Source organism: Streptomyces sp. NPDC047061 (assembly GCF_040643955.1).
Taxonomy (GTDB): Bacteria; Actinomycetota; Actinomycetes; order Streptomycetales; family Streptomycetaceae; genus Streptomyces.
The window spans coordinates 17965-42323 of the sequence record NZ_JBEYVI010000017.1 but is presented as its reverse complement, the minus strand read 5'-3'; the positions used below and the strand labels follow the sequence as shown (position 1 = coordinate 42323).

Below are 24359 nucleotides of genomic sequence, written 5' to 3'. Positions count from 1 at the left end.
CGGGGACCCGTTCACCGTGTGTGCCGTCCCACTCTGCCAGTCCGGACGTCACGGCGTCGGTGGTGCGGGGGGGCCGGTTCGCCGCGGCCCAGGACGGCGGGGCTCGCCCGGTGCCTCGTCCGGTCCTGCCTGCTGTCCGTCGCCCGTCTCACCCCGCCAGCATCTTCAGTTCCCGCCGGTGCCACACCACCGGGCTGCGGTCGTCGTCCGTCATCAGGGCGAGGACGCGCAGCACGATGATGTCGTGGTCGCCGGCCGGGTAGGTGTGTTCGACGGTGCACTCCAGCCAGACCGGGGCGCCCTCCAGGAGGATGGCGCCCGATGCCGTCTCCAGTGTGCCGAGGCCGACGAGGCGGCCCGCCTTGCTGCGGGAGGCGAGCTGGCGGGCCTTGCCGCTGTGGTCCTCGCCGAGGACGGAGACGCCGATGGTCCGGGCGTCCGCGAGGGTCGGCCAGGTGGTCGAGGTGTGCTGGACGGCGAAGGAGACCATGGGCGGGCGGTGGGAGACGCCGACGGCGAACGACGAGACGATCATGACGGTCGGTTCGCCGTGGACGCGTGCGGAGAGGGCGGCGACGCCGGACGGGAACGCGGAGAACGCCCCCTGTATGTCGCCGGGGTCCGAGGTGAAGCCTGCCGGGGTCGTCATCGGGGGTTCGGTCTTCATCAGGCGACTCCTGTGGGTAGGTGCGGGGTGGCGGTGCCGGCCCCGGGAGGTCCCGCCCCGGGGTGCTGGTCGGTTCGGAGGAGGGTGGCGGCGAGGAGGGTGAGCAGGCCGACGGCGGCGAGCGCGGCGAGGGTGGTGGCGTAGCCGAACCCGGTCAGCAGGACGGCGCAGACCGCGCTGCCCAGGACCGCGCCGAGTTGTTTCACGGCGTTGAAGGTTCCCGAGGCCGCTCCGACCTCGTCCGGGGCGACCGTGGTCACGGCGGCGATGGAGAAGGGCGACCAGACGAACGAGTTGGCCACCCCGTACACCGCGAAGGCGGCGGTCAGGACGGGGATCGGCGCGTCCGTGGCGACCAGTGCCGCCGAGGCGCCGACGGAGAGGACGAGGGCGGCGGAGCCGGTGACGGCCACGGCACGGGGGCCGATGCCGTTGTTGAGGCGGGCCGAGAGCGGGGCGCCGAGCACGCACACCACGCCCATCGGTACGAGGGTGAGCGCCGCCGTGCCGGGGGCGAGCCCGCGCTCCCGCTGGAGGTAGAGCATCAGCGGGATCATCGCCGAGCCGGAGCAGAAGGAGGCCGCGCCGGCGCCCCAGGCCGCGGTGACGAAGCCCCGGCTGCGCAGGACGGTGACGGGGACCAACGCCCGCCGCCCTGAACGGCGTTGGAGCCGGACCACGGCCGTGACGAGCAGCGCGCCGAGGGCGGCGAGGAGCCAGCGCGGGACGCCCCACACGTCGGCGCGGGCCGCGTCGGTGCCCTGGACGCCGAGGACGAGCGCCCCGGCACCGGCCGCGTTCGCGCAGACCGCCCAGACGGGGATGACGGCCCCCTGCCGGGGCAGGGCGGGGACGAACGCGGTCACGGCCGCCATCGTCGCGAGGCCCACGGGCACGTTGACCCAGAACACCGCGGGCCAGCCGCCGGCGGCGACGAGCAGGCCGCCGAGCAGCGGGCCGGCGGCCACCGCGGCCCCGCCGACCGCACCCCACACGCCGAGCGCGACGGCGAGGCGGGGCGGCCGGAACAGGGCTCTGATGAGGGTGAGGCACTGCGGGGTCATGAGCGCGGCGCCGATGCCCTGGAGGACCCGCCAGGCGATGAGGGCCCCGGCAGTGGGGGCGAGCGCGCACAGCAGCGAGCCGAGCGTGAAGGCGGCGAGGCCGAGGAGGAGGACGCGCCGGTGGCCGTGGCGGTCGCCCAGCCGGCCCGCGACGACCAGGGGGACGGCACAGGCGATGAGGTAGCCGCTGTTGACCCAGATCGCGAGGGTCTCGGTGGTGTGCAGGCCGCTGATCAGCGCGGGCAGGGCGACCGAGGTGACGGTGCTGTCCAGCAGCAGCATGAAGAGGCCCGCGCAGATGCCGGCGAGGGCGAGCCAGTCGCGCCGCCCGCTCCCTGCGGTCATCTCACACCGCCAGGTTCTCGCGCAGCGTGGTGCCGGGGTAGGCCGGGGCGAGGCTGCCGCGGCGGCGCAGCTCGGGGAGGAGCAGTTCGGCGATGTCGGCGAAGCCGGAGGGCATGGCCAGCGGGCTGGAGAACATGTAGCCGCCGCGCGAGCCGGTCGCCGCGAAGTTCTCCTCCAGGGCGTCGGCGACGGTGCCGGGATCCCCGACGATGCCGTGGTCGAGGCCGGTGGCCCTGCTGCGGCCGTGCGCGAGGAACTCCGCCCGGCTCATCGTGTGCTCGGTGCCGAACTCCGCGACGAGCGAGCCGACGAGACCGGCCGGGCTGGCGTTGGCCGCGACGATCGCGTCCCGCAGCTCGCCGAGGCGGAACGACTCCGGGAGCGTGGCCAGGTCGTAGCCCATGTTGTGGGAGAGGTGGGTGGCGACGGTCTCCTCGTTCCAGAACGAGAGTGCCGCGTCGCGGCGGGCCCGTGCCTCGGCCGTCGTACGGCCGACGATGACCTGGGTGGCCCACAGGATGCCGACGCCGGCCGGGTCGCGGCGCTCGGCGAGGAGTGCCTCGTCGAGCAGTTTGCGGTGCCGTTGCTGGGCGGCGAGGCTGCCGCCGAAGCCGAAGACCAGGTCGGCGAAGCGGGCGGAGGCGGCGATGCCGCGGGGCGAGTTGCCCGCCTGCACGATCAGCGGATGGTGCTGGGGGCCGGGCACGGAGGCGAGCGGGCCCTTGACCGTGAAGAAGCGGCCCTCGTGGTCGATCGGGTGCACCTTGGCCGGGTCGGCGAAGCGGCCGGTGGCCCGGTCGCGGACGATCGCGTCGGGGGCGACGGAGTCCCACAGCGCCCGGCAGACCGCGACGAACTCCTCCATCCGCTCGTAGCGCAGGTCGTGGTCCATCAGCTCGCCGAAGCCGTAGTTCGCCGCGTCCGCGCCGCGCGTGGAGGCGACCACGTTGAAGGCGATACGGCCGCCGGTGACGTGGTCGAGGGAGTTCAGCAGCCGGGCGACGTAGAACGGGTGCATGAAGGTGGAGGAGTAGGTCAGGCCGAAGCCGATGCGTTCGGTGACCGTGGACATCGCCGCGATCACCGGGGACATGTCGTGGCGCGGCCACTGGATGCCCCACTCCACGGCCGGTGCGATGCTGCCGCGCCAGGTGCTGGGGATGCCGCTGCCGTCGCCGAAGAAGAGCAGGCCGACGCCCGCGCGTTCGGCGGTCCTGGCCAGTTCCATGTACAGGCGGACGTCGGGGAAGTCCGTGCCGACCCAGGAGCCGGGCCGGGCCCAGGCGCCCTCGGTGTGGGTGAAGGAGAGGTCGAAGCCGATGTGCATGCCGGTCACCGGGCGCCCCGCTTCCACAGGCCGACGACCTCGTCGGCGTCGCTGAGTACGGCGACGTTCAGTGCCAGCTGCGCCAGGGCGGCGGCGTTGACGTCGAGGTCGTAGGCGGCGGTGGCGTCCCGGGGGACGACGACCGGCCAGTCCAGCTGTACGGCGTCCTGCGCGGTCGCGTACACGCAGCACTCGCTGGTCAGGCCGACGACGGTCAGCCAGCCGCGGCCGGCCGCGCGCAGCCGCGTGTCGAGGTCGGTGCCGAGGAACCCGCTGTAGCCGCGCTTGACCACCCGCGTCTCGCCGTCGGCGGGCCGTAGCCGGAACCACTCGGCGCCGGGCGAACCGAGCACGCACGGCTCGTCCGGGCCCATGGGGGCGTCGTAGTCGCCGCCGCGCAGCCAGTTGCCGGCCCGCCAGGGCCGGGCCGGGTCGCTTCCCAACTCGACCCAGACGACGGGCACTTCGTGCTCACGCGCGGCGTCGACGAGGTGCTGGGTGCGGGTGACGGCCAGGTCGAGGGCCGAGCGGCAGTCGTCGGTCAGGCCGTATGCCGTCAGGCGTTCCGGTTCGGCGAAGTCGCGCTGTACGTCGACCACGACCAGCGCGGGCCCGCTGCCGGGCCGCGCGAGGTGGGCGAGTTGTCTCTCCCTGAGGGCGGGGCCGGGGCCGGGCATCAGGCGGTCACCCCGTCCCGGGCCCGCAGTTCGGGCAGCACGGTCTTGCCGAACAGCAGCATGTCCTCGTCGTACTCCGGGAAGATCAGCATGAGTCCGTCCAGGTCGGCCTCGCGCACGATGTACTCGATGTGGTCGGTGACGGTGCTCGCCGATCCGGCGACGTACGGCGTCTGGAACGCGGCCTCCCCGTCCGCGCCCTCGGCCCAGGCGCGGGCCTGTTCCTCGGGGATGCCCCAGGTGCTGCGCATCCGGGCGAGGGCCTCCCGGTCCAGGCCGGCGCCCCAGGCCCTGACCTTCTCGGCGGCGAGTGCGTCGGTCTCGTCCTGGACGACGGTGAGCATGGAGTACGTCCTGCAGACCCGGCCGGCCGCCGCCGCCCGTTCGTGCACGTCCGTCGACAGCATGCGCATCTCGTCGAGGCTCTCGGCGGCGAGGAAGGCGCCGTCGGCGTAGCGGGCCTGGAAGCGGCGGGCGTCCTCGGAGCGGCCCGCGTTGATGAGGGTGGGGCGGACGGCCGGATGCGGGCGGGACTCGCAGTCGACGAGGTCGAAGTACGGGGTGTGCAGGGTGACGGAGTCCTCGGTCCACAGGCGCGTGACGGCCTCGGTCCAGAGTTCCGTCATCCGGTAGCGGTCCTCGTGGCCGAGGTCCGGGTCCCACTGGCCGAACTGCTCGAACTCCCCCGCGTACGAGCCGTTGACGATGTTCATGCCGGCGCGGCCGCCGGAGATGTCCTGGAGGGTGGCGAACATCTTCGCGGCGACGGCGGGGTTGTGGACGTTGGCGTGCAGGGTCGCCCAGATCTTCACCCTGCTGGTCGCCTCGGCGAGGGCGGCCATCATGGTCATCGACTCCAGTGAACGGCCCCAGTGGTCGGTGCTGCCGCCGAAGCCGCGCCACTTCGCCATCGACATCACGAAGTCGAGGCCGATGGCCTCCGCGTGCACGGCGGCACGCTTGTTCCAGGCGTAGCTGGCCTCGGGGTGGGGGGCGGTGGTGGAGAGCATCCAGCCGCCGTTCCCGATGGGGAGGAAGATTCCGTACTCTTTCGTGGGCACGTTGCGGGCCTTTCGTGCGGGTGTGCGTCGTCGGTCGGCTGCGGCGCCGTTGGGGCTGGTCGCGCAGTTCCCCGCGCCCCTATGGGGCGCTCCTGCCGGAGCCGTTTACGGAGCGGGCCAGGTCAGCTTGCCGTCCGTGTAGATGTTCTTGACGTACGACGTGTCGAACCATGTCGCGGCCTTGGCGGGGGTCACGTCTGCGGGGACGATCGCGAACTGGTGGAGCATGGCGACGAGTGCGGTGACGTTCTTCGGGTCGACGGCGCCGAGGGGCTGTCCCGGCGTCGGGTTGTCCTTCACCACCTGGGTCTCGGTCTTCCAGATGGTCGCGTTGAGTTTCTTGTCGTACGTCGGTCCCGACAGGGCGGCCGCGTAGCCGACGCACTCGGTGATGTGGGCCGTGCTCGCCGAGCAGTAGGCGTAGGCGTGCAGGGCGGCGCGCAGGATGTCCTCGACGGCGTGCGGGTGGGCCTTGGCGAAGGCCGGGTCGACCGCCATCGCGCCGAGCGAGCTGGGGACGTCGTAGTCGACCGGCTTCCAGACGGTGACATCGTGGCCGGCCGCCTTGAGCTGGTTGGGTTCGTTGGAGACGAATCCGGTGAGCGCTTCGAGTCCGCCCTGCTTGCGGGGCAGTACGGAGGGGTCGTAGCCCTCCTTGACCAGTTTGAGCGAGTCCCATTTCACGCCGACCTTGACCAGCATCGCCCGGACCGAGGCGGGCACATAGCCCTTGTGGCCGACGGTCCTGCCGTCGAGCTGGGTCAGGGCGGTGATGTCCTTGTTGGTCATGAGGATGTCGAGGCCGGCGTCGGAGTACGAGGAGACGCCGGTGATGTCGATCCCGTTGGCGCGGGCCTGGATGACGTCCTGTTCGGCGACGGGGCTGACGGTGGCCTGTCCACTGGCGAGCAGCTTGGTGTTCTGGGAGGTGTCGCCGGTGCCGGGCTTGAGGGTGACGTCGAGGCAGAGGTCCTTGAAGTAGCCGAGTCTGCTCGCGGCGATGTATTCGAGGATCGACGCGGACGACTGGTACTGGTAGCCGGAGAGGTAGGTGATCCTGCCCGCGGCCTTGTTCTCGGCGCAGCGCCCGGCGGAGATCGCCGATCCCTCCGAGCCCTTCGAGGTGGTGGCGTCGGATCCCGATCCGCATCCGGCGGCCACGGCCGTCAGGGCGACGGCGGCGAGCGTGGCGAGGCCGGATCTGGCGAGGCGTGACTGCATGGGTGACTCCCAACTGGCGGTGTGCGCGTAGGTGTTGACGAGTGGGGCGGGTGACGGCACGGGGCGTCGGCGCGCCGGGCCTCGTGGGTCCCGGGCGGGACGGTGCGGGCGCGGGCCCGGTCAGTCGTGCGTGCTGTCGTGCCAGTGCAGGACGCGGCGTTCGACCAGCGTCACGGCGAGCAGCAGCAGGACGCCCATGACGGCGAGGACGAGGATCGCGGCGTATACGACCGGGAGCTGGTTCATGGACGAGGCGACGCTGATCACGGTGCCGAGGCCGCGGGCCGAGCCGGACGCCGACATCTCGGCCACGACGGCACCGATGATCGACAGCGGGAAGACGATGCGCAGCGCGGCGAACAGGAACGGCAGTGCGTGGGGGATGCGGACGTGCCAGAGCAGTTCGGCGCGGCTCGCGTCCATCGTCCGGTACACCTGGAGGACCTGTCGGGGCACCGAGCGCAGTCCGGCGGCGGTGTTGATGAGGATCGGGAAGAAGCAGATCAGGGCCGCGATGATCAGCTTGGGCAGCGGGCCGAAGCCGAAGGCGACGACGAGGGCGGGTGCGATCGCCACCAGCGGGGTCACGTTGAGGACGACCGCGATCGGCATGACGGCCCGTCGCAGCAGCGGGAGTTCACTCGTCAGCACCGCGAGGACGAACGCGGCGGCGAACCCCGTCCCCAGGCCGGCCGCCGCCTCGCCGAGGGTGACCAGGGCGTTGTCGACGTAGTAGCCGAACTCGGCGGTGAGCGAGGCACCGATCTTCCCCAACGGGGGCAGCAGGTAGGGCAGTTCGTCGGCGCCCCACTGCCAGAGCAGGGCGAGCAGGGCCAGCGTCACGAGGAGCGGTGCCCAGACGGCGGGGCGGATCCAGGCGATCCGGGACCTCGGATGCCGCAGGCTGAAACGGGAGGGCTCGGCGGGCGGTTCGGTGGCGGCGGCGGTCCGGGCGCTGCGTTCGTCGGCTACGGTCATCGCTCCCGCCTCCCTCACGCGGCTTCACCGTGCCAGGCCCGGCGCAGCCGGTCCCGGATCAGGTCCTCGTACGCGTGGAACCGGCGCTCCCCGAAGAGGCGGTCGCCGCGCGGCCGTTCCAGGTCGACCTCGACGGTGTCGACGATGCGGCCGGGGCGGGGGGCCATGACGACCACGGTGTCGGAGAGCCGTACGGCCTCGGAGACGGAGTGGGTGACGAACAGGACCGTCGTCCTCAGCTCGTCCCAGAGGTCGAGGAGCTGGTCCTGGAGGCTCTCCCGGGTGAACTCGTCGAGCGCCGAGAAGGGTTCGTCCATGACGAGGACGTCGGGCCGCAGGCCGAAGGCGCGGACGATCGCGGCGCGTTGCCGCATCCCGCCGGAGAGCTGGGCGGGAAGCTTGTGCATGGCCTCCCCGAGACCGGCCTTGGCCAGGAGCTCCCGCATGTCCGGGGCGCCGGTCACCACGCGCTCGGCGTGGCCGGCGATCCGCTCCCGGCGGCGCGCCGCACCCTTGTTGATCTTCTGTGGCAGGGTGACGTTCTTCAGCACCGACAGCCACGGCAGCAGGGCCGGGCTCTGCGGCACCAGGCCGATCATCTTGGCCGCGCAGGCCTCGGCGGGCGGGACGCCGTGCACCCGTACGGTGCCGTGGTCGGGTTCCTCCAGACCGGCCGCGAGCCGCAGCAGCGTCGACTTGCCGCAGCCGCTGGGCCCGATCAGGCTGACGAACCGGCCCACGGGTACCGACAGGTGGACGTCGTCGAGGGCGGTCGTCGCGGACGGCCCGAATCCGTAGACCCGGCGCACCGACCGCAGGTCGAGTGCTGGCGTACCAGTCACCTTCACGCTCCCATCCATGTCGCGAGCACGAAGGCCCGATCCTGGAAGTCGGAGAGCGTGCGTGGCGAGTGCGGAACTGCCACGCGGAAATCCGCTTAGGTGCCCCCGACAGTAGGAACCTCGTGTTTCACCCGGTCACGGCGGTCCGTTTCATCGGCTTTACGTTCGGCGCGGCAGTGTTACGACGCTGTCGCCGTCGAAGACGTAGACCTCGACGCCGAGATCCGCGGCGGCGCGCGCCACCCAGCCGCCCAGCGCCTGCACGATCACCTCGGTGACGAGCAGGACCGTGCGCTCGGCGGTGGGTACCGAGTTCCGCAGCCAGAGCAGCTTGAACATGTCCGCCATGACCTTGTTGCGGTAGGCGGGCTTGTAGGCGCCCTGGTTGCAGACGAGTTGGACGAGCACGCGGCCCGGGGCGTCGATGCCCTCGACCTCGACCCGGCTGCCGTCCGGCAGCATCAGCGGCTTCGGGCGCAGCGCGGTGCCGAGGCTCTCGCCGAGGGCGAGCAGCATCCGGCGTTCGACGGAGCCCTCGGCGAAGCGGCTCCACTCGGTGGGGGCGTCAAGCACGGTCAGGCGCACGTCCGCGAGTCTAGGAACGTCCCGTTTCGCAGGTGTTTCCCGCGCTGTGCCGGATCCTGCTGCGGGCCGGGTTCAGAAGATGCCCGTCCGGATCGCGTACGCCACGGCCTGGGTCCGGTTCCTGACCCGCAGTCTCTTCACGGCCTCGTGGATGATGCCCTTGATGGTGCGTTCCGAGTAGCTCATCTTGTCGGCTATCTCGACCGTGTTCATTCCCTCGGAGAGCATGCGGAGCACCTCGATCTCCCGGACCAGCAGGCCGTCCCTGCGGGACAGGTCGGTGAGGGTCTGCTGCCGCTGCTGGTTGCCCAGTTCGGCGATCAGGTGCGCCACCAGGTCCTCGGGCATCCGGCAGCGCCCGGCGCCGGCCTCGACGACGGCGTCGACCAGCCGGTCGAGGTTCAGGTCGCCCCGGTACAGGAAGCTGGTCAGTCCGTACTCGACGGCCAGCGAGAGCTGCCGCTCGCTGATCCGGTCGGCGATCATCACGACCGGGACGGGTGGGCCGGGGGCGCGGGCGGCGTCCTGCCGCATGACCCTGATCCAGTGGTCGTCCACGGCGCTCAGCAGGAGGACGGACACGTCCGCGTCGGGCAGCCCCTGCGCGGTCAGGAGTTTCACGCGTGCACTCGACTGCAGGTAGGCGCCGGTGGCGTGTTCCAGGATCGCGTCGCTCGCCCGCAGGACGACGGAGACCGGAACGCTCAGCGCGTCGCACATTCCATCTGCTTGGTTCTCAGGCACGTTCGGCACTTTATGGCGCCGGTGAGTCACCGGCTTACGTCAAATGACCCAATGAAACTTACGCCCCTCTGTGCCGATATGGCGCGCTCCAGTGCCTTTCGGGGTACGGGGGTCGGGCGCCGGGACGTCGGCCGGCACGGCGAGGTCGAGCGACTCTCCCGGGCGCCCGGACTGCCAGTCGACACACACAGGTTGTACCAGGCAGGGCCGCCACCGGACTCCCGCTCACCGGGGTCGTCCGCCCCTTCGTTCGGAGTGTGGGTTCGTTCGCACAGGAAGCCGCCCGGACATGTCTGCGGCCGCCGGGCGTCGGCCGCCGGACATATGTCGGCCGAGGCCGGCGGAGTTGTGTCGGTCGTGGACGGCGGACCTGTGTCCCGGGCGGGCCGGGCGCGGTGTCAGGCTCCGGTCTCGGGTGCAGTCAGGGTGTAGAAGACCGCCCGGCCCTGCTTGGTGCGCCGGGCCCGGTTCCTGGCGACCAGGTTCTCCAGCGTCGTACGGATCACCGTCGTCTTGATGGTGCGGCCGGGCTGACCGGCCCTGATCGCCTCGGCTACGTCGGTGGCGGAGCGCGGCTCCCGCTGCTCGGCGAGGTAGGTGTGGACGGCCTCGACGAGGCTCGGCTTCGCGGGGGTGGACTTCGCGGAGCCGGACTTCGCGGAGTCGGCGCGGTCCGGCGCGGGTTCGGTCCGCTGGTGCGGCACGGCGGCCTCGACGGTGTCGGCGGCTTCGGCCGCTCCGGAGGTCCCGACTGTCCCAACGGTCCCGGCGGTACCGGCTGTCCCGGCTGCGGAGGGGGCGGTGGCCTGCGGGGTGAGTGCCTGTTGCAGCCGCTCCAGCACCACCCGGTTCTCCCGTACCGCGTGCAACCGCTCTTCCAGGGCGGCGATCTCGGTGGCGAGGCGGTCCTGTTCCGCGGCGTTGAGTTCCAGGTCCTGCGCGATCCGCGCGCTGTACTCGGACGCCAGCTCGGTGCCGGATGACTCGGACATGCGGTCGGGCCTCTCGTCGATGTGCTACGCGGGTGAGCCGAGGTGCTCGCCTATGTGCTCCGCGCGGTGATACAGCGTACGCACACGGGAGGTGCCAGGGGTGCGACTCGGGCCGCCGGGTGTCTCAACCGGTGGCGGCGGCCAGCTCGATGACCTCGACGACCGCCTCGGGCCGCGACACATAGATGGCATGGCTGCCGGGTGCCTCGACGACCGTGGCGCCCGCGCGCTCGGCCATCGCCCGCTGGGCCAGCGGCGGGATCATCCGGTCGTCGGCCGCGACCAGGTACCAGCTGGGCCTGGTCCGCCACGCGGGTTCGCCGACGGTCCCGGACAGCGCCCCGGACCCCCACGGCACCTGCGAGTCGGCCATGAACCGCGCCCGTGCCTCGGGCAGGTCACCGGCGAAGGAGGCGTGGAACCGGTCGTGGTCGAGCAGCACATAGCCGTCCCGCATCGGCAGGAACGGCGGCACCGACGCGCCCGGGGGCGGGTCGGAGATCAGGGAGTCGACGGACTCGCCGCGGTCCGGGGCGAAGGCGGCGACGTAGACGAGCGCGGACACCTTGGGGTCGACACCGGCCTCGGTGGTGACGACACCGCCGTAGGAGTGCCCCACCAGGGTCACCGGCCCGTCCTGCAGGGCGATCAGCCGCCGGACCGCCGCGACGTCCTCGGCGAGGGACCGGGTGGCGTTCTGCGCGATGGTGACCTGGTATCCCGCGGCGACGAGGCGCTCGTGCACCCCCGCCCAGCCGGATCCGTCCACGAACGCGCCGTGGACGAGAATCACGTTCCGCACAGATCTTCCCCCTTGTCGTGACGGGCCGTCGGGCTCCGCACCGCGTCCGGGCCGCTTCGCCGTGCTCACTGTACGAGGCCGTGAAGTGCGCCGTACCGGCAAGATGACCCGATCGCCCGCACGGGCTGGCGGGACCGCCCGTCCGGCACTGTGACGCACGCCACGGCGGCGCGTCCGAACTTTCGGCACCGGTCCACCATCCAGTCGCAGAGCCCGGCCCGACCCCACCCCCGATCCGCCCGCGATCCTCTCCCCCCGTCAGATCACCGCGGTCACGGTCACGGCCACCGGCTGCACGGCCCTCGCCGCAACCCTGGCGGGCACAGTCCTCGGCACCCCACTCGCCCACTGGCTGATCAACACCCAGGGCAGGTCGAGCGGCATCGGCGCGGGCATCGCCCAGAGCCCACCGCCGGCGCTGCTGCTCCTGTTCGGCATGGCGGCAGTCCTGGGCGCGGCGGCCCTGTCCGCCCTCCCGGCGGCACGCGCGGCCAGGCGCCGCTTGGCGGACACGCTGAGCGCGGTGGCCTGAGCAGCCTCGTGCCGTTATGACGTCAGCGCGTCACGGCTTCCGCGCAAGTCCCCCGTGCTCGGCAACGACCTCCGGAGCGCCCGAGCCACCCGAACCGCCGTCACCACCCTCCGGCCGCCACTCCGTCACCGACACCACACCCGGTTCGACGAGCTCCAGACCGTCGAAGAAGGCGGTGATCTCATCGATGCTGCGCAGGTTGTACGGAACGGCACCACTGTCGTTGTAGGCGTCCTGGGCCCGCTCGAAGACGGGGTCGATGCCACGCGACCCGTCATTGATGGACAGATAGCTGCCGGAGGGCAGGGCTTCCATCAGCGTGGCGACAATGGACCGGGCCTGGTCGTACTCGGCGACGTGCCCCAGGATGTTGCTGAGGATCAGCGCGGTGGGACGACCGAAGTCCAGCGTTTTGGCGGCGGCCGCGAGAATCCGCTCCGGATCCGTCACGTTGGCGTCGACATACGCAGTCGCCCCCTCCTTGCTGGAGTAAAGGAGCGTGCGGGCGTGGGCGAGCACCATCGGGTCGTTGTCGACGTACACGATCCGCGCCTCGGGGGCGAGCCCCTGGGCGACCTCGTGGGTGTTCTGCGCGGTCGGAAGCCCGGTCCCGACGTCCAGGAACTGCCGGATCCCCGCCTCGGACACGAGGTGCGCGATGTTCCGCCGCAGGAAGGCCCGGCTGGAGCGGGCGATGGTGACGATCCCGGGGAAGACCTCGGTGTACGCGTCACCGGCCGCCTGGTCGACGGCGTAGTTGTCCTTGCCACCGAGCCAGTAGTTCCAGATCCGCGCGGAGTGCGGCACCGTCGTGTCGATCTTCTGCTGCTCGGCCGGGTCGGGAGTCATGACGGAGTCGCTCATGGGTCGGGCACGTCCTTCGGCCGGGGCAGGGAGCGTTCGCGGCACATCCTACGACCCAACTCCCTCTCCTTTCCTGCTAGTTCACATCAGTCACGGCGCTGCTCGGGGCGGGCCGGCGCGATGATGGTGGGAGCCTGTCCGGGAGGCAGGAGACTGTCCGCTCCGAGTACTTGGCAGCGCGCCAGTCCGTGCCGGGACCACAGTGCGGCCGTCCACGCACAGAGCAGCGCGTCGATGAGATCTTCCCGGTGCTTGTAGTCAGCCGCCTTGTGGGGTGAGGGCTCGGAGAGCAGCCGACGGGAGACCGGGTGGGAGGAGAGCAGAAGGGCCCGCTTCTACCGTCGTCTTAGCTCCAGCCCGACTCCTGCAGCCGTTCCCGGAGCAGTACTCCAGCCTGTCGAGGAGAGCTCTGGTTGGTGCTGTTCGCGCTCACCTTCCAACGGCCGTACCGCTGGCCGACCTCCCGCTCACACGTCCGCTGGCCAACCGGGTTGTCGACGACCAGCGGAGCGTCGACGAACGCAAGGGTCGATCCGTCGACTGCCGTCCTGGCCAGCCATGCCATTGTCTCTTCGAGTCCACGGGTCCAGCCGCACTCGACCACGACGCCGTGCCTGTCGATGGCGGCCACGCCGGTTTCATTGGGCTTGGTGCGGGCTCCGCTCTGCGCCCAGGCGAGGTCGATACCGATGAACCGTTCAATCCCCATGCATCCCACAGTGCCCAACTGCTCTGTCTCGTCAACCGAACGGCGCCCTCCTCACCAACTGATGTCGTCGACGAGCCGGGAAGGAACAGAAGTGCGGGAATGGACCTGGCCCTTCCCGGTCGCCGCTACATGATCGGCCGTGAGGCACCCGGTCCCGATAGGGCCGAACGGCCCTTCTTCACGCCCCTGAGCGCACAGGCGCACCTGACTCCACACCTCGGCAACGGATTGCTTTACGAACCCATGACGATCCCAAAAGGTTCTACGGAACCGTCGCATCCGTATGTCCGTACGTGCGGGATCCGAAGAACCGGATCAGGAGACACGGTGCTCGTTTCACGAAAGGCGGCGGGAACTCTCTTTGTAGGTGGTGCCCTCAGCATCACCCTCGGCTCCCTCGTCTACCCTTCCATGCTCGGAGTCCAGAAGGTCAGCAGCGCACCCGAACGGATCGTCGCCACCCCGGCGACCGGACCGCTGACGGCAGCCGACCAGGATTTCGTGGTCAAGGTCCGCGCAGCAGGGCTCTGGGAGTACCCGGTCGGCCAGAAGGCGTCGAAGAAGGGGACGACGAAGGCGGTCAGGAACGCCGGGAAGCAACTGGTCGCCGGAGATGCCTCGTTGGACGCCGCGGTCCGCGATGTCGCCAACCAGCTGGGCATCACGCTGCCCAACCAGCCGTCGCCACAACAGCAGAGCTTCGAGACCCGCCTCAACGGGGAGAGCGGCAAGCAGTTCGACACAGACCTGGCGACCACGGTGCGCGCGACGAACGGCCAGCTCCTCACCACGATCGCGAGCATCCGCTCCACCACAAGGAATTCGCTGGTCCGCGCGCTGGCCGACCAGGCCAACGACACCGTCCTGGACCACATCACGGCCGTGGAGAAAACCGGCCTGGTCGACTTCACCCAGGCCCTCGCCCAGGAGACCACCACGCCCAACCTCCCGGCCCAGTCCCTGACCCCACCCCCCGCGGTCGCGGGCCAGCCGCAGGTCGTCCTCACTCCACCGGCGAACAGCACGGTGTCGCCGAGTCCGACGGCGGGGTGAGGACCCTGGGCTGAGCGGCCGTTGAACTCAGCCCAGGCCTCCCGCCGCCCCCAGCGACAACTCAAGGATGACGTAACAGGACGTCGGAGTCAGAAGGTCCGCTGCGAACGTCTGTGCATGGTGGACGCAGGCCGGTCGCGGACCCGGGTTACGAGGCCGTACCAGCCGAGGTGAAGGCTGAGCGCCTTGTGCCTACACTCCTGCCCTGCAAACCGACTGTCGGCCGACGGCTGCCGCACCCCCGACTGCCGACCGCCACACACTCGCCAGCTCCCCGACCGCGCGGAGGAGGCCGAGCGGCTCACGACGGATCGCGAGCCGGACCAAAAGGATCTGTGAGGGGTGGGACGGCTGCGATCGATGAGGAGCGTGGTCGAGAGAGGCGGGGCGGGCCGGTTCAGCCCGCCCCGCCCACAGGACCGTGACCGCTACCGTCAGGCGGCGGCAGTTCCCGACGAACCTGACGGTGGTCCGTCCTGTCTCAGCAGGTCGGTGGCTCGGTGGGCGGTCTTGTCGGCGCCCGCGGGAAGGAAGCGGCTCGCCTCGCCGCTCCAGGTGACGATCAGCTCGTCGCGTGCGCGGGTGGCGGCGACGAACACAAGGGAGCGGGCGCGCTGTTCCTCCTGGCGGTAGCGGTCCGGGGTCGTGAGTCGGTACTGCTCGATGCGCTGATGCGGTACCTGACCCTCGCCGATGGACGTGAGGAAGACCCGTTGAAACTCCAGGCCCTTGAAACGGTGCATGGTGCCGATGCGTACGGCGTCCAGGTCGGCGCGGACTCCCTCTCGTCCCAGCTCCACCACCGGAATGCGGTAGGGCTCACGGGCGAGAACGTTGGCGAACTCCTGCGCCGCGCTCCCGTCGGGCACACTCACGGCCATGGCGGAGTACGGCGTGCCGTAGGCGTCGTGGCGCTCCTGGATGAGGGTCGCCACAGCCCGCATCTCGGTGAGCCGGTCGGGGGCACGCCAGAACTGTGGAGCCAGCCCTGTGAGGACGGAGCGGTAGCCGTCGAGGGTGTCCGTGCCCGTGTCGAGGTCGTCGAAAGACGCACCCTCGATCAGACGGTTCGCGCTGCCCAGGATCTGCCGGGTGGTGCGGTAGTTGAGGGTGAGACGCCGTGAGGCGCGGCCGCGGACCTCGATGCCCTGGTGGCCGAGGACGACCCGGTTGCCGTAGATGCGCTGGTGGGCGTCGCCGACGAGGAAGATGTCGTTCGGGCCCTTGCGGACCATGGCACGCAGCATCCGCCAGTGTGAGGCGGACAGGTCCTGTGCCTCGTCGACGACGATGTGCTGGTAGCGCGGTTTGAGCCACATGCCGCTCCCCGCCTCGCGGTGGACCAGGTCGCGGCCCCCCACTTCCTCCTTGTAGCGGGCCTGTTCCTCGGTGCGGGCCATCCGCCTCTGTTCGATGGCAGCCGCCTTTTCGGCGATCAGTGCATACGTCGTCTGCAGCGGCGGCGACTCCAAGTGGGTCTTGTAGGCGAGCACGAGCTCCCAGATCTCGTGGCGCTGTGCGTTGGTGATGCGGGGGCGCCCCGAGCGGCTGACGCGCCGATAGGTCTCCCACGAGCCACACCCGCCCGCGACGATCACATGCTTGAACTCCGTGTCCAGGAAGTCGGCGTCGTACTCGAACCTCCTCGTCTCGGTGATCACCGTGTGCCACAGGTTCATGGCCGTACTGTCGTCAATCGGCCAGCCCAGATCCATCCGTGCCTCCTGGACGATCTCGCGGGCGAGGACATCGACCGACTTGACGTCGACGCGACCCAGCAGTTCGTCGCCGCCCAGCTGGCGCAGCCGCTCCTTGAGGTCCAGCGCGAGGTTGGCGTTGTACGTGGTGAGCAGAACTGCGTGCGAGTGACCGGGAGGCAGCCGGTCGACCAGGTGGCGTACCCGGTGGAGGGCCACGACCGTCTTGCCGGTGCCGGGACCGCCCGTGACCTTCGCCGAGCCCTTGAAGTCACCGGTGGCAAGCCGCTTCTGCTCGGGGTGGAGGAACAGCCGCCAGGCGTCGAAGCTCTTGCCCAGCGCACCGAGTACGGCGTCGTCGTCGGTCTCGGCCTGGGACACCGCACGCTGGGCCGCACGGGACCAGTCACGGGGATTGACGTCCTCCTCGGAACGCCATTTCTCCGTGATGTACTGCCGTACTTCCTTCGGATCCACGCGGTCGCGCAGTGCGAGGAGAACATCCCGCGTGAGTTCCGGGAGGTTGTGGGTGAGCAGTCCGTCGAACTGCTCGTCGGTGCAGACCTTCCGCAACGCGGGCAGGAGGGAGCGGACGACTCCGAGGTCGAGGAGGAGCTCGTCGTCGTAACGGGCGAAGAGCGGGGTGCGGAGGCTGCTGGTGGGTGTCGGTACCGGTGGGGCGGCTTCAGCACGAGGGGTGTCCGGTGGGGCGGCCGTCGTGGTCCGGTCGCGCGTGGCGTCGTCCGCAGTGGGTTCCGTACGGTCCGGCAGGGCCAGGACATTGGCGCTGACCTCGCTCTGGTCGACCACCTCGATCGCGCCCGACACCGGGTTGATCTCGACGGTGAGCCGGGCGAGTTCGGCACCGGCCAGGGCTCCGTCGCGTACCGCGAGGACCCGCATCTCGTCCTCGCCGTCGGTCGACAGGAGCAGAACCATGCACGTGTCGGCTTGCGCGACGTACAGGTCTCCGTTGTCGCCCGCGGCGCGCAGGAAGGTCCGGCGCAGGGCCTGGTTGTTCCGGTCCGCTCGCAGCCGGTGGACGAAGGTCGCGACCGCGTCGGCCGCGGCGCCGCCCCGACGCCGGATGTCCTCGTGGGCCTGAAGCCCCACCTGGACCCGCGTCCTGGCCCGGTTCCCCGGCCGACCCGCCCCGTAGCTCATTGCGCGACCCCCTTCTCGCCCAGCAGCCGGGCGAGTTCCTCCACGTCCCAGTCACCCGGCGCGCGTACGTGCCAGCCGGCCGACGCGCACTGGGCCATGTACTCCGTGTCCTCGGCGTCCTCCCCGAGGACGATGCCGATCTTATGGGCGGGCCAGGCGAGTTCGATGGTGCGGGAGACGCCGTCGACGTCCCAGCCGGCCTTGCCCGCCGGTACGTCCCCATGGGCCGACAGTTGTTCGGCGAGCGCCGCAACCTCGGGGTCTCCCCACTTGGAGAGCTCTCCCACGACCAGCTGCCAGGCTGTGCGCTCCACTGGAGTCATGCCCTCGGCTACGTCCGGAATCCCCACTTCCGGTTGGTCTTCGGGTTCCATCGGGTTGACGCCGTGAGCGCGGTCGCCGGCCTCGTCGATGTCCTCCGGAAGGGCGAGTCCGGTGCCCGGCACGTCTCCGCGTAGCGCGGCCAGGAGGCCCGTGCCCGAACCGGCGGTGGCGGCGAGCAGAGAGGCGTCGAAGGCGTCGAGCGTCGAGCGGGCGAGGGTGAGTCCGTCGGCCTGACCCGCGCCGCTGGGGTCGAGGAACTGGATGATGTTCCCCCAGCTCAGCCAGGCCTTCCAACGGCGCCTGTGCTCGGGCCGATCGCCCTCGACCGCCTCGGGCCGGTCGTCGAGCACGGCGAGGGCGCTCCAGCGCAGCGCTTTGGCGTCGGCGCGCTGGGCTCCGGCGAGGACGAGCGGCAGCCCGGAACCGTCCTGGAACGGGAGAAGTTTGAGCCCTTGTCCCGTGACGGCCGGGGCGGGCTCGTCCCGGACGGCAGCCTCGATCCACCCCGTCGCGCTGACCCGGTCGGCGTCGACGAGGTCGTTCTTGCGGAGGAAGGCGGGTGCGCTGACCGCGAGTTGGGCGAGCTGCTGCCACTTGTTGAGTCGCGGGTCGCGCAGGAAGCCCAGCAGGGAGGGGATCGCCCCGGCGTACAGGAGGGCATCGACCTCGGACGGATCCCGCCGTGCGTCCGCCCACCGCTTGCGCACCACGGCCCCCGGCCCCGTGGGGGAGGCCACGTCGTACGGCGGCCATGCCGCGTCGGCCTCGGGCCCCGCGATGACGGGTGCCAGCGGGTCGCGAGGTTCGTCCGCGTCGTCGGCCGGCTCTTCCTGCGGACCCCTCAGAGACCTTTCCCAGGCCACCACGTCGTCCCAGGTGATCTGCCAGACGAGGATGCCGTCGGCGCGCAGCAGGGCACGCTTGGCGGCGTCGGCCGCGATCCGGTTGGTACGGGAGGAGGCGTGCCAGCGGTAGCCGTCGAGGTAGACGGCGATCGACAGCGGTGGCGCGCCCTCGGTCGTGGTGTCGCCGGCGACCGGGCGGAAGAGGAGGTCCGGGCGGGTGCGGTAGCCGTGCAGGTCCTTCTGGGCGACGACCTCCCAGCGAACCGGGCTGCCGCCGCCGGGCCGGGCGAGGGTGAACTGTTTACCCTGCCTGCCGGTCGGGGTCTGTTCGTGGTCAGCGGCGGCAGCGTTCTCAGGGGCGGCCAGCCAGCTGTCCAGGGCCTCGATGAAACGGCGCTCAAGGTCGCTCTCCGCCTGAGCGGCGAAGCGGATCTCGGCGTCGGCCGACTCTTTGCGGAAGTCCCAACCGCTGTGGCCGTCGGCGCCCAGCAGATCGTCGAGCATCCACAGGGCTTCCTGCCGGTCGAGGTCCTTGTAGTCCCGTTCCGGGGCATAGCCGAGCAGGCACAGGTGGCAGGCGCGGCGGCGCGGGGTGTCCTTGCAGGGGCAGACCCGCAGCGCGGCCTGGGCCTCGGCGAGCACCGCCCGGAACTCCTCCCCCTCGCGCTCCACCAAGCGCTGGAGGTATCCGGTCCCGCCGGGCAGGGCGTCGTACAGCACCAGGTAGTTGCGGGTGAGCTCGCTGTCCCGGTCGGGCTCGGTGGCAGGAGCGGAGCGGATGTGCGCGGGGTCGCCGCCGTAGCGCCGGGCGAGGCCCAGGTGGAGTGCGGCGGAGAAGGAGGCGAGACGTTCGGGCACGTTCAGGGTGGCGGCGGGAAGCAGGATGCGCAGCGCCTCCGTGCGGTGCTCGGTGGCGGTGATCACCTGCACGTCCTCGGGCGTGGCCTGCTTGTCGCGGCGGCGGGTGGGGCACCACGGCCGGTGGTGCGCGAGTTCGGGACGGCCGAGCAGGGACTGGCTGAGCGAGTCCTGGGTGGGGCTGGGGCTGTTGCCGGGCTCCCGGTCGGTGGCGCCGCCGCAGCGCGGGCACACGGTGAACTTGGTGGGGGCCGCCACCTCGGTGCCGGCGAAGTAGGTGTCCTTGGGGCGGCCGTGCCGGGCCTTGCCGAGGTTGAAGCGCCGGATGACCGCCTCGCGGACGTGGTCCACCCCGAAGGTCCTGTTCTTGTGCCGCCAGGTCTCCTTGATGTTCTGCCGGTCGACGTCGACGGCGGTCACGGTGGTGTAGGTGGTCCGGACACGGTTCTCGTGGTCGTCGACGATCCTGGCGTCGTCCCGCTTGTCGTGGGCGGTCACCTTTCGGGGCACGACGACCTGGAAGACGGCGTTGCGTCCGCCGATGCCGTGGCCGCCGCAGCGCGGGCAGGGGGAGGTGTCCTGCTCGGCCCGCTCACCGGTGCGGACATGGCCGCACTCCCGGCAGATCCGCCAGGTCCGCAGCCCGACGGGCATGCCGGTCTGCGAGCCCTTCCTGGCGGGGCCGAGGTCGAACCCGTCGACGACGTGCCGATAGCCACGTACGTAGTAGGCGTTGCCCGGGGCGAGTTCGGTGAGGGCGGCCTCGGCGGGCCGGTCGTAGACGCGCGGTTCGCTGCTCCACTTGGTCTTCGGCGCGCCCGCGGGATCCGCCTTCTCGGCAGCTGTACGACTCTTGCGCACGGGCTCCTTGAAGCTGAGCATCGCCTCCAGTCGTACGCCGTCCTCGACGAGGCTGTAGTTGGGGAGCAGCCCGTGCTCGACGAGGAAGCCCTGGGCGTCGGACTGGGCCATCTCCGCGAGCCGCTTGGTGACGCCGGTCGCCTCCCTGATCAGGGTGCGCTTCTCGCGGGCCTCGTCGTCAACGGATTCCTGGAGTGCGTCCGCCGCCTCGTTGATCATGCTGCGGCGCTGGACGAGGTCGGCGCACTCGGCCTGCCAGGCGCGTTCGGCGGCGTCCAACTCCTGGCCCAGCTTCTCCGCGGCGAACCGCCGCAGCACCTTGCGGGCATCGCTGGAGGCGCCGGAACCGGGAACGCCGTCGATCTCGGGGAACAGCCGCAGGAATTCGTCCGCGAGGTCGAGGCGGCCGACCGTCGCCTTGCTGAACCGCTTCAGCCAACCGGAAACGCCGACGAGTTGAGTCACCCGGTCCGGCAGCGGAATGACACCTTCCAGCGCGCCCCGGGCCGCGCGGTCGATCAGGAACGCCGTGTACTGACGGCACAGCAGCTCGCCCGCCGACAGGAAGCAGCCGGGCGGCAGGATCGGGCCCGCGATCAGATGGCGCGGTTCGGCGAGGTGGTAGAGCGCGCGAGGGCTGGTGTCGGCCAGGGACACCATGAAGGCGTTGCCGGTGGCGCGGCCGGCGCGGCCGACCCGCTGGACGTAGCCGGCCGTGGACGGCGGCAGCGATGCCAGGATGACCGACTCCAACTGACCGATGTCAATACCGAGTTCGAGGGTCGGGGTGCAGGACAGGACGTTCGGGTCGGTGTGCTTGACGCCGCGCCGGAAACCTTTCTCCACCTCCTCGCGCTCCTTGCGCTTGAGGACACCGGTGTGTTCGGCGGCGACCACGCTGTACGGCTTGGCCTCCCGGTACAGACGCCGGTAGTAGTTGGAGCGCGGGTCGCGGGCCGCCCGGCCGCCGACCTCCTTGGAGGGCCGGGTGAGGGCTCCCTCGCAACGCTTGGCCGGACACCGCGTGCCCTGCCACACGGAGGCCCGCTCCGGCGGCACGGTCTGCGTCCAGCCGCACTCCCGGCACGTGAGTACGGCGAGCCGGGTCTGTTCGTCGTCCAGAGGCCGCACACGGACATGGCCCGGTGTGAGCCCGTACACGCCGTGGCCCTGCTGCTTGTCGGCGGTGTCGGTACGCCGCCGAGCCAGTGCGCCGATGTCGGCGTCGGCCAGCTGCTCGAACAGCGCGGCCAGATACTCCTGCGCGGTCTGCCGGTCCATCAGCAGACAGCGCTGAGTGAAGTCGACGTACCAGCTGTCCCGGCTGTCCACCCGTTCGAAGTCCGTGCTTCCGCTGCGAGCACCGACCAGCACGAACGCCGGTGCTTCGGAGTTGCGGCCGAACGCGGGCATACCCGGGGGACGCCCCGTCCAGACCGGGTAGCGGGTACGGCCCTCCTCGTCGATGAAGTCGTCCAGCCAGGTGTGGTGGATACCGCCGATCTGACGGATGTGTTCGAGGAGTCCGCGGACGTATCCCTCGAAGTAGCGCAACCGCTCGGGGTCTCCTGGGCCCGGGGGGCCGCTCGCCGCACCAACGCCATCGGGCAGGAGCTGCCCCTGGTGCCGGTCGAACAGGGCTTCGGCCGTCTTGGCCGCCTTCTCGGGCTGGGGCAGGTGCACCTCGGCCGCGACCGTGCGGGTCAGTTCCAGCGTGCGGCCGAGGCGGGAGTGCAGGCCGAACTCCAGTAGCGTGTTGAACGCGAGGCGCTGGCCGACCAGTTCCCAGGTCGACTCCGGGATCCGCTTGCGGCCTTCGAGCAGGCGCTTGACCTGCGCCACGTCATGCAGGTCGGGCGGGACGACGGAGGCGAGGACCCGCTTCTCCTGCACGGCGGCCCGGCTCACCATGGCGGCGATCAGTTCGTTGAGCGGGACACCGTCGGCCGCGAAGGCGGGCTCCGTACGGACGCGCAAGGACAGCTGCTCGTGGATCAGTGAGCGGAGCGAGAACTTCCAGGCGCGGCTGGCCACGAAGCCGGCGCGGTGTGCCGCGTCCTGCACGGAGTCGTTGAAGATCAGGGTCTTGCGGCGGTCCCGCTTCTCCTCGTCCTCGTCCGGCAGTTCGCCACCGGTGAAGAGCTGAGTGACGACGACCGAGGCGAGCGGGGCGACACCGGCACCGAGGAAGCGGATGCCCTGAGTCTGCCCGCAGGCGGGGCAGCGGTCCTGCTTCGCGAATTCGCTGCGTTCCTGGTTCTCGTACCAGGTCCAGACGTAGACGCCGTTGTCGGGAGCGGGAGAGATCCCGCCGTCACCACGAAGGACCTCGTCCGGCTCCAGTCGGCGCAGTGTCGTGCCGTTGTCCTCCAGGACCATCAGGGTCGCGTCGTGCGCGGCGCCCCGACGGCCGCGCTGGGCACGACGTGCGAGCGTGGCGCGGGCCTGCTCGGCGGCCTCCGCCGGGGTGGCCGCGATCATTGCCCGGACCCGGCCCTTGGCGGCTCCGCCCGCCGCGCTGGCGCGGTAGATCTCGTCCGGGGCGTGCACCAGGTTCTGCGGATTGCGGTCGGGGCAGATGGCGGACCATCCCGAGCGCCCGCAGTGCCGGCAGTACGCGGCCGGCAGCCGCCCAGAGGTCCGAGCCTTCCGCCGCCGCTCCACCTGCGCGGCCACGGTCACCGCCTGCCGCTCGGCGTCCGCGCGGGCCTGCTCGGCGAGGGCGGCCTGGTCTGCGTCCGACCAGGAGAACACCGGCTCGGGGCTGACGAACCTGAGCACGCGGGACAGCGCCCGCAGCCACAGGTGCGTCTCCACCAACAGCAGGGGCCGTTCCTTGTCGGCGGGCGCGTCGGGATCACGGGCCACGGAGATCAGCGCGACGAAGCGTGCCAGGGCGGCTGCGGCCCTCTCCGGGTCCTGCACGGCGACGGCCCGCCAGGCCGACGTGGCGTCGAACTCTTCCAGCACCTCCAAGGCCGTCAGCGGGGCGTCCTTGGTGTGCAGCAGCGCGTGCGTGAGGGGGTGGGCGAGCAGCCGCCGCCCCAGCTCGCGCGGATCCGCCGTGTCGCACCCCAGAGTGGCCCGCGCCACGGTGTCCATGCCGCCGGGCGTGCGCACCGGGTCCGGGAGGTCGGCCAGCTCCTTGGGAGAGGGCAGGGGCAGCGAGTGGTCGACGGGAGAGAGGAACTCGTCTATGTCCCGCCGGTCCTCCCCCACGACCGCGTCGTCCGGGAACCGCACGCCGAACACCTGCGAGGCCACGTCCAGCATGGCCCGCGCCCCGCCCGCACCGCCGCCGGACCCGAGCGTCGCGGAGGTCGCCACCGGACAGATCGAGCCGAGCGGCCGCCCCTTCTCTGCGGCCCCGACCACGGCGGCGAGGCGGCGCAGCAGCATCGCCACGTCGGTGCCCTGCGCGCCGTCGAAGGTGTGGAACTCGTCGATCACGACATACGCCAGGTCCGCGTCCCGCCACAGGGAGGCGTCCTGCTGCCGCTGGAGGAGCAGGTCCAGCATCTTGTAGTTGGTGATCAGGATGTCCGGCGGGTTGCGGCGGATCTCGGCCCGGTCCACCATCACCCGCCCGTACGGCGGCTCCGACCCGCGCGCGGCCGAGGCCTCGCCGATGTACAGCCCCGCCGTGACGTCGTCGAGCCGCTTGTCATTCTCGAACTGGTCACCGAGACGCCCGGCCTGGTCACCGGCGAGCGCGTTCATCGGATACAGCAGTACGGCCTTGATCCCCGCCTTCCCGGCCGCCCGCGCGCGGCGGCAGTGGTCGAGTACGGGGATGAGGAAGGACTCCGTCTTACCGGAGCCGGTGCCGGTCGTGACGAGGGTCGGCTCGGGTCGGTGTCCGCCCTTGCTGGTCAGCCGGGCGAACGACTCCGCCTGGTGCGCGTAGGGCCGGAAACCTCCCGGGAACCAGTCCAGGTGCCGTTCCCAGCCGTCGGCCGCCGGCCGGAAGGGGCGCCGGATACGGAGGTAGGGGCCCCGGAACAGACCGTCGGCCGGGTCGGTGAGGAACTCCTCCAAGGCGTCCTGGGTGTCGGGTTCGGCCAGGGCGAAGGTCGTCGTCAGATACTCGACCGTGGTGTCGCGCAGTGTCCGCGCGGCGAGTGTGGGTCTCATGACGCGCCGTTGC

The 24359-nt window shown here is 71.1% G+C and carries 18 protein-coding genes and 1 pseudogene; 2 read left to right on the top strand and 17 right to left on the bottom strand.

Translation table 11 applies throughout. The features are described from left to right. Nucleotides 1-148 precede the first annotated feature (148 nt). From ABZ887_RS24115 to ABZ887_RS24060, 12 genes are all read right to left on the bottom strand, one after another. Nucleotides 149-667 carry a flavin reductase family protein gene (locus ABZ887_RS24115; protein WP_361292727.1) on the bottom strand — a complete coding sequence of 173 codons (519 nt, stop codon included), beginning with the start codon at nt 665-667 and terminating at the stop codon, nt 149-151. Continuing rightward, nucleotides 667-2076 (bottom strand): MFS transporter, encoded by a 1410-nt coding sequence (locus ABZ887_RS24110; protein WP_361292725.1) that lies wholly within the window; start codon nt 2074-2076, stop codon nt 667-669. Before ABZ887_RS24110 ends, ABZ887_RS24115 begins: the two co-directional genes overlap by 1 nt. 1 nt (nt 2077) lies before the next feature. After that, nucleotides 2078-3403, bottom strand: a complete 1326-nt coding sequence (locus ABZ887_RS24105) for an NtaA/DmoA family FMN-dependent monooxygenase (RefSeq protein WP_361292978.1) — start codon at nt 3401-3403, stop codon at nt 2078-2080. Between the two features lie 5 nt (nt 3404-3408). After that, a complete protein-coding gene (locus tag ABZ887_RS24100) occupies nt 3409-4080 on the bottom strand; it encodes an isochorismatase family cysteine hydrolase (RefSeq protein ID WP_361292723.1) in 672 nt (223 codons plus the stop codon). Further along, the gene (locus ABZ887_RS24095; RefSeq protein ID WP_361292721.1) at nt 4080-5141 is read right to left on the bottom strand and encodes an LLM class flavin-dependent oxidoreductase; all 1062 of its coding nucleotides are present in this window, start codon (nt 5139-5141) and stop codon (nt 4080-4082) included. Before ABZ887_RS24095 ends, ABZ887_RS24100 begins: the two co-directional genes overlap by 1 nt. Nucleotides 5142-5246: 105 nt before the next feature. Beyond that, nucleotides 5247-6362: an ABC transporter substrate-binding protein gene (locus tag ABZ887_RS24090; RefSeq protein WP_361292719.1), complete on the bottom strand. Its 1116-nt coding sequence runs from the start codon at nt 6360-6362 to the stop codon at nt 5247-5249. A 120-nt stretch (nt 6363-6482) separates the two neighbouring features. Further along, nucleotides 6483-7340, bottom strand: coding sequence for an ABC transporter permease (locus ABZ887_RS24085; RefSeq protein ID WP_361292717.1), 858 nt, complete (start codon nt 7338-7340; stop codon nt 6483-6485). A gap of 14 nt (nt 7341-7354) precedes the next feature. Next, entirely contained in the window at nt 7355-8182 is an 828-nt protein-coding gene (locus ABZ887_RS24080) for an ABC transporter ATP-binding protein (protein ID WP_361292716.1), read from the bottom strand. Nucleotides 8183-8341: 159 nt separating this feature from the next. Continuing rightward, the gene (locus tag ABZ887_RS24075; RefSeq protein WP_361292714.1) at nt 8342-8767 is read right to left on the bottom strand and encodes a hypothetical protein; all 426 of its coding nucleotides are present in this window, start codon (nt 8765-8767) and stop codon (nt 8342-8344) included. Between the two features lie 72 nt (nt 8768-8839). Further along, complete coding sequence (locus ABZ887_RS24070; RefSeq protein WP_361292712.1) at nt 8840-9511, bottom strand: response regulator transcription factor; 672 nt, start codon at nt 9509-9511, stop codon at nt 8840-8842. Nucleotides 9512-9909: 398 nt separating this feature from the next. Next, a complete protein-coding gene (locus tag ABZ887_RS24065; RefSeq protein WP_361292710.1) occupies nt 9910-10503 on the bottom strand; it encodes a hypothetical protein in 594 nt (197 codons plus the stop codon). Between the two features lie 124 nt (nt 10504-10627). After that, the gene (locus tag ABZ887_RS24060) at nt 10628-11305 is read right to left on the bottom strand and encodes an alpha/beta hydrolase (RefSeq protein ID WP_361292708.1); all 678 of its coding nucleotides are present in this window, start codon (nt 11303-11305) and stop codon (nt 10628-10630) included. A gap of 244 nt (nt 11306-11549) precedes the next feature. Here ABZ887_RS24060 and ABZ887_RS24055 point away from each other — a divergent pair. Continuing rightward, nucleotides 11550-11741 (top strand): annotated as a pseudogene (locus ABZ887_RS24055) (hypothetical protein); the annotation flags it as partial. Nucleotides 11742-11867: 126 nt separating this feature from the next. Here the strand turns inward: ABZ887_RS24055 and ABZ887_RS24050 are convergent. The 3 genes from ABZ887_RS24050 to ABZ887_RS24040 form a co-directional block, all read right to left on the bottom strand. Next, the gene (locus ABZ887_RS24050) at nt 11868-12701 is read right to left on the bottom strand and encodes an SAM-dependent methyltransferase (protein ID WP_361292706.1); all 834 of its coding nucleotides are present in this window, start codon (nt 12699-12701) and stop codon (nt 11868-11870) included. 86 nt (nt 12702-12787) lie between these two features. Beyond that, entirely contained in the window at nt 12788-12994 is a 207-nt protein-coding gene (locus ABZ887_RS24045; protein WP_361292976.1) for a hypothetical protein, read from the bottom strand. A gap of 53 nt (nt 12995-13047) precedes the next feature. Then, nucleotides 13048-13410 (bottom strand): DUF429 domain-containing protein, encoded by a 363-nt coding sequence (locus tag ABZ887_RS24040; RefSeq protein ID WP_361292704.1) that lies wholly within the window; start codon nt 13408-13410, stop codon nt 13048-13050. Nucleotides 13411-13737: 327 nt separating this feature from the next. On the opposite strand from ABZ887_RS24040, the gene ABZ887_RS24035 reads away from it, so the two are divergent. Continuing rightward, nucleotides 13738-14463 (top strand): DUF4142 domain-containing protein, encoded by a 726-nt coding sequence (locus ABZ887_RS24035; RefSeq protein ID WP_361292702.1) that lies wholly within the window; start codon nt 13738-13740, stop codon nt 14461-14463. Between the two features lie 434 nt (nt 14464-14897). Here ABZ887_RS24035 and ABZ887_RS24030 read toward each other — a convergent pair whose 3' ends face one another. Both ABZ887_RS24030 and ABZ887_RS24025 read right to left on the bottom strand, forming a co-directional pair. Further along, nucleotides 14898-17324, bottom strand: coding sequence for a UvrD-helicase domain-containing protein (locus tag ABZ887_RS24030; RefSeq protein WP_361292700.1), 2427 nt, complete (start codon nt 17322-17324; stop codon nt 14898-14900). Continuing rightward, nucleotides 17321-24346 (bottom strand): DEAD/DEAH box helicase, encoded by a 7026-nt coding sequence (locus ABZ887_RS24025; protein WP_361292698.1) that lies wholly within the window; start codon nt 24344-24346, stop codon nt 17321-17323. Before ABZ887_RS24025 ends, ABZ887_RS24030 begins: the two co-directional genes overlap by 4 nt. Between the last annotated feature and the right edge of the window lie 13 nt (nt 24347-24359).

Bases quoted from the DNA above. Each gene is read 5' to 3' on its own strand.
- ABZ887_RS24115 (WP_361292727.1), bottom strand. From the start codon at position 667: ATGAAGACCGAACCCCCGATGACGACCCCGGCAGGCTTCACCTCGGAC.
- ABZ887_RS24110 (WP_361292725.1), bottom strand. From the start codon at position 2,076: ATGACCGCAGGGAGCGGGCGGCGCGACTGGCTCGCCCTCGCCGGCATC.
- ABZ887_RS24105 (WP_361292978.1), bottom strand. From the start codon at position 3,403: ATGCACATCGGCTTCGACCTCTCCTTCACCCACACCGAGGGCGCCTGG.
- ABZ887_RS24100 (WP_361292723.1), bottom strand. From the start codon at position 4,080: ATGCCCGGCCCCGGCCCCGCCCTCAGGGAGAGACAACTCGCCCACCTC.
- ABZ887_RS24090 (WP_361292719.1), bottom strand. From the start codon at position 6,362: ATGCAGTCACGCCTCGCCAGATCCGGCCTCGCCACGCTCGCCGCCGTC.
- ABZ887_RS24085 (WP_361292717.1), bottom strand. From the start codon at position 7,340: ATGACCGTAGCCGACGAACGCAGCGCCCGGACCGCCGCCGCCACCGAA.
- ABZ887_RS24065 (WP_361292710.1), bottom strand. From the start codon at position 10,503: ATGTCCGAGTCATCCGGCACCGAGCTGGCGTCCGAGTACAGCGCGCGG.
- ABZ887_RS24050 (WP_361292706.1), bottom strand. From the start codon at position 12,701: ATGAGCGACTCCGTCATGACTCCCGACCCGGCCGAGCAGCAGAAGATC.
- ABZ887_RS24040 (WP_361292704.1), bottom strand. From the start codon at position 13,410: ATGGGGATTGAACGGTTCATCGGTATCGACCTCGCCTGGGCGCAGAGC.
- ABZ887_RS24030 (WP_361292700.1), bottom strand. From the start codon at position 17,324: ATGAGCTACGGGGCGGGTCGGCCGGGGAACCGGGCCAGGACGCGGGTC.
- ABZ887_RS24025 (WP_361292698.1), bottom strand. From the start codon at position 24,346: ATGAGACCCACACTCGCCGCGCGGACACTGCGCGACACCACGGTCGAG.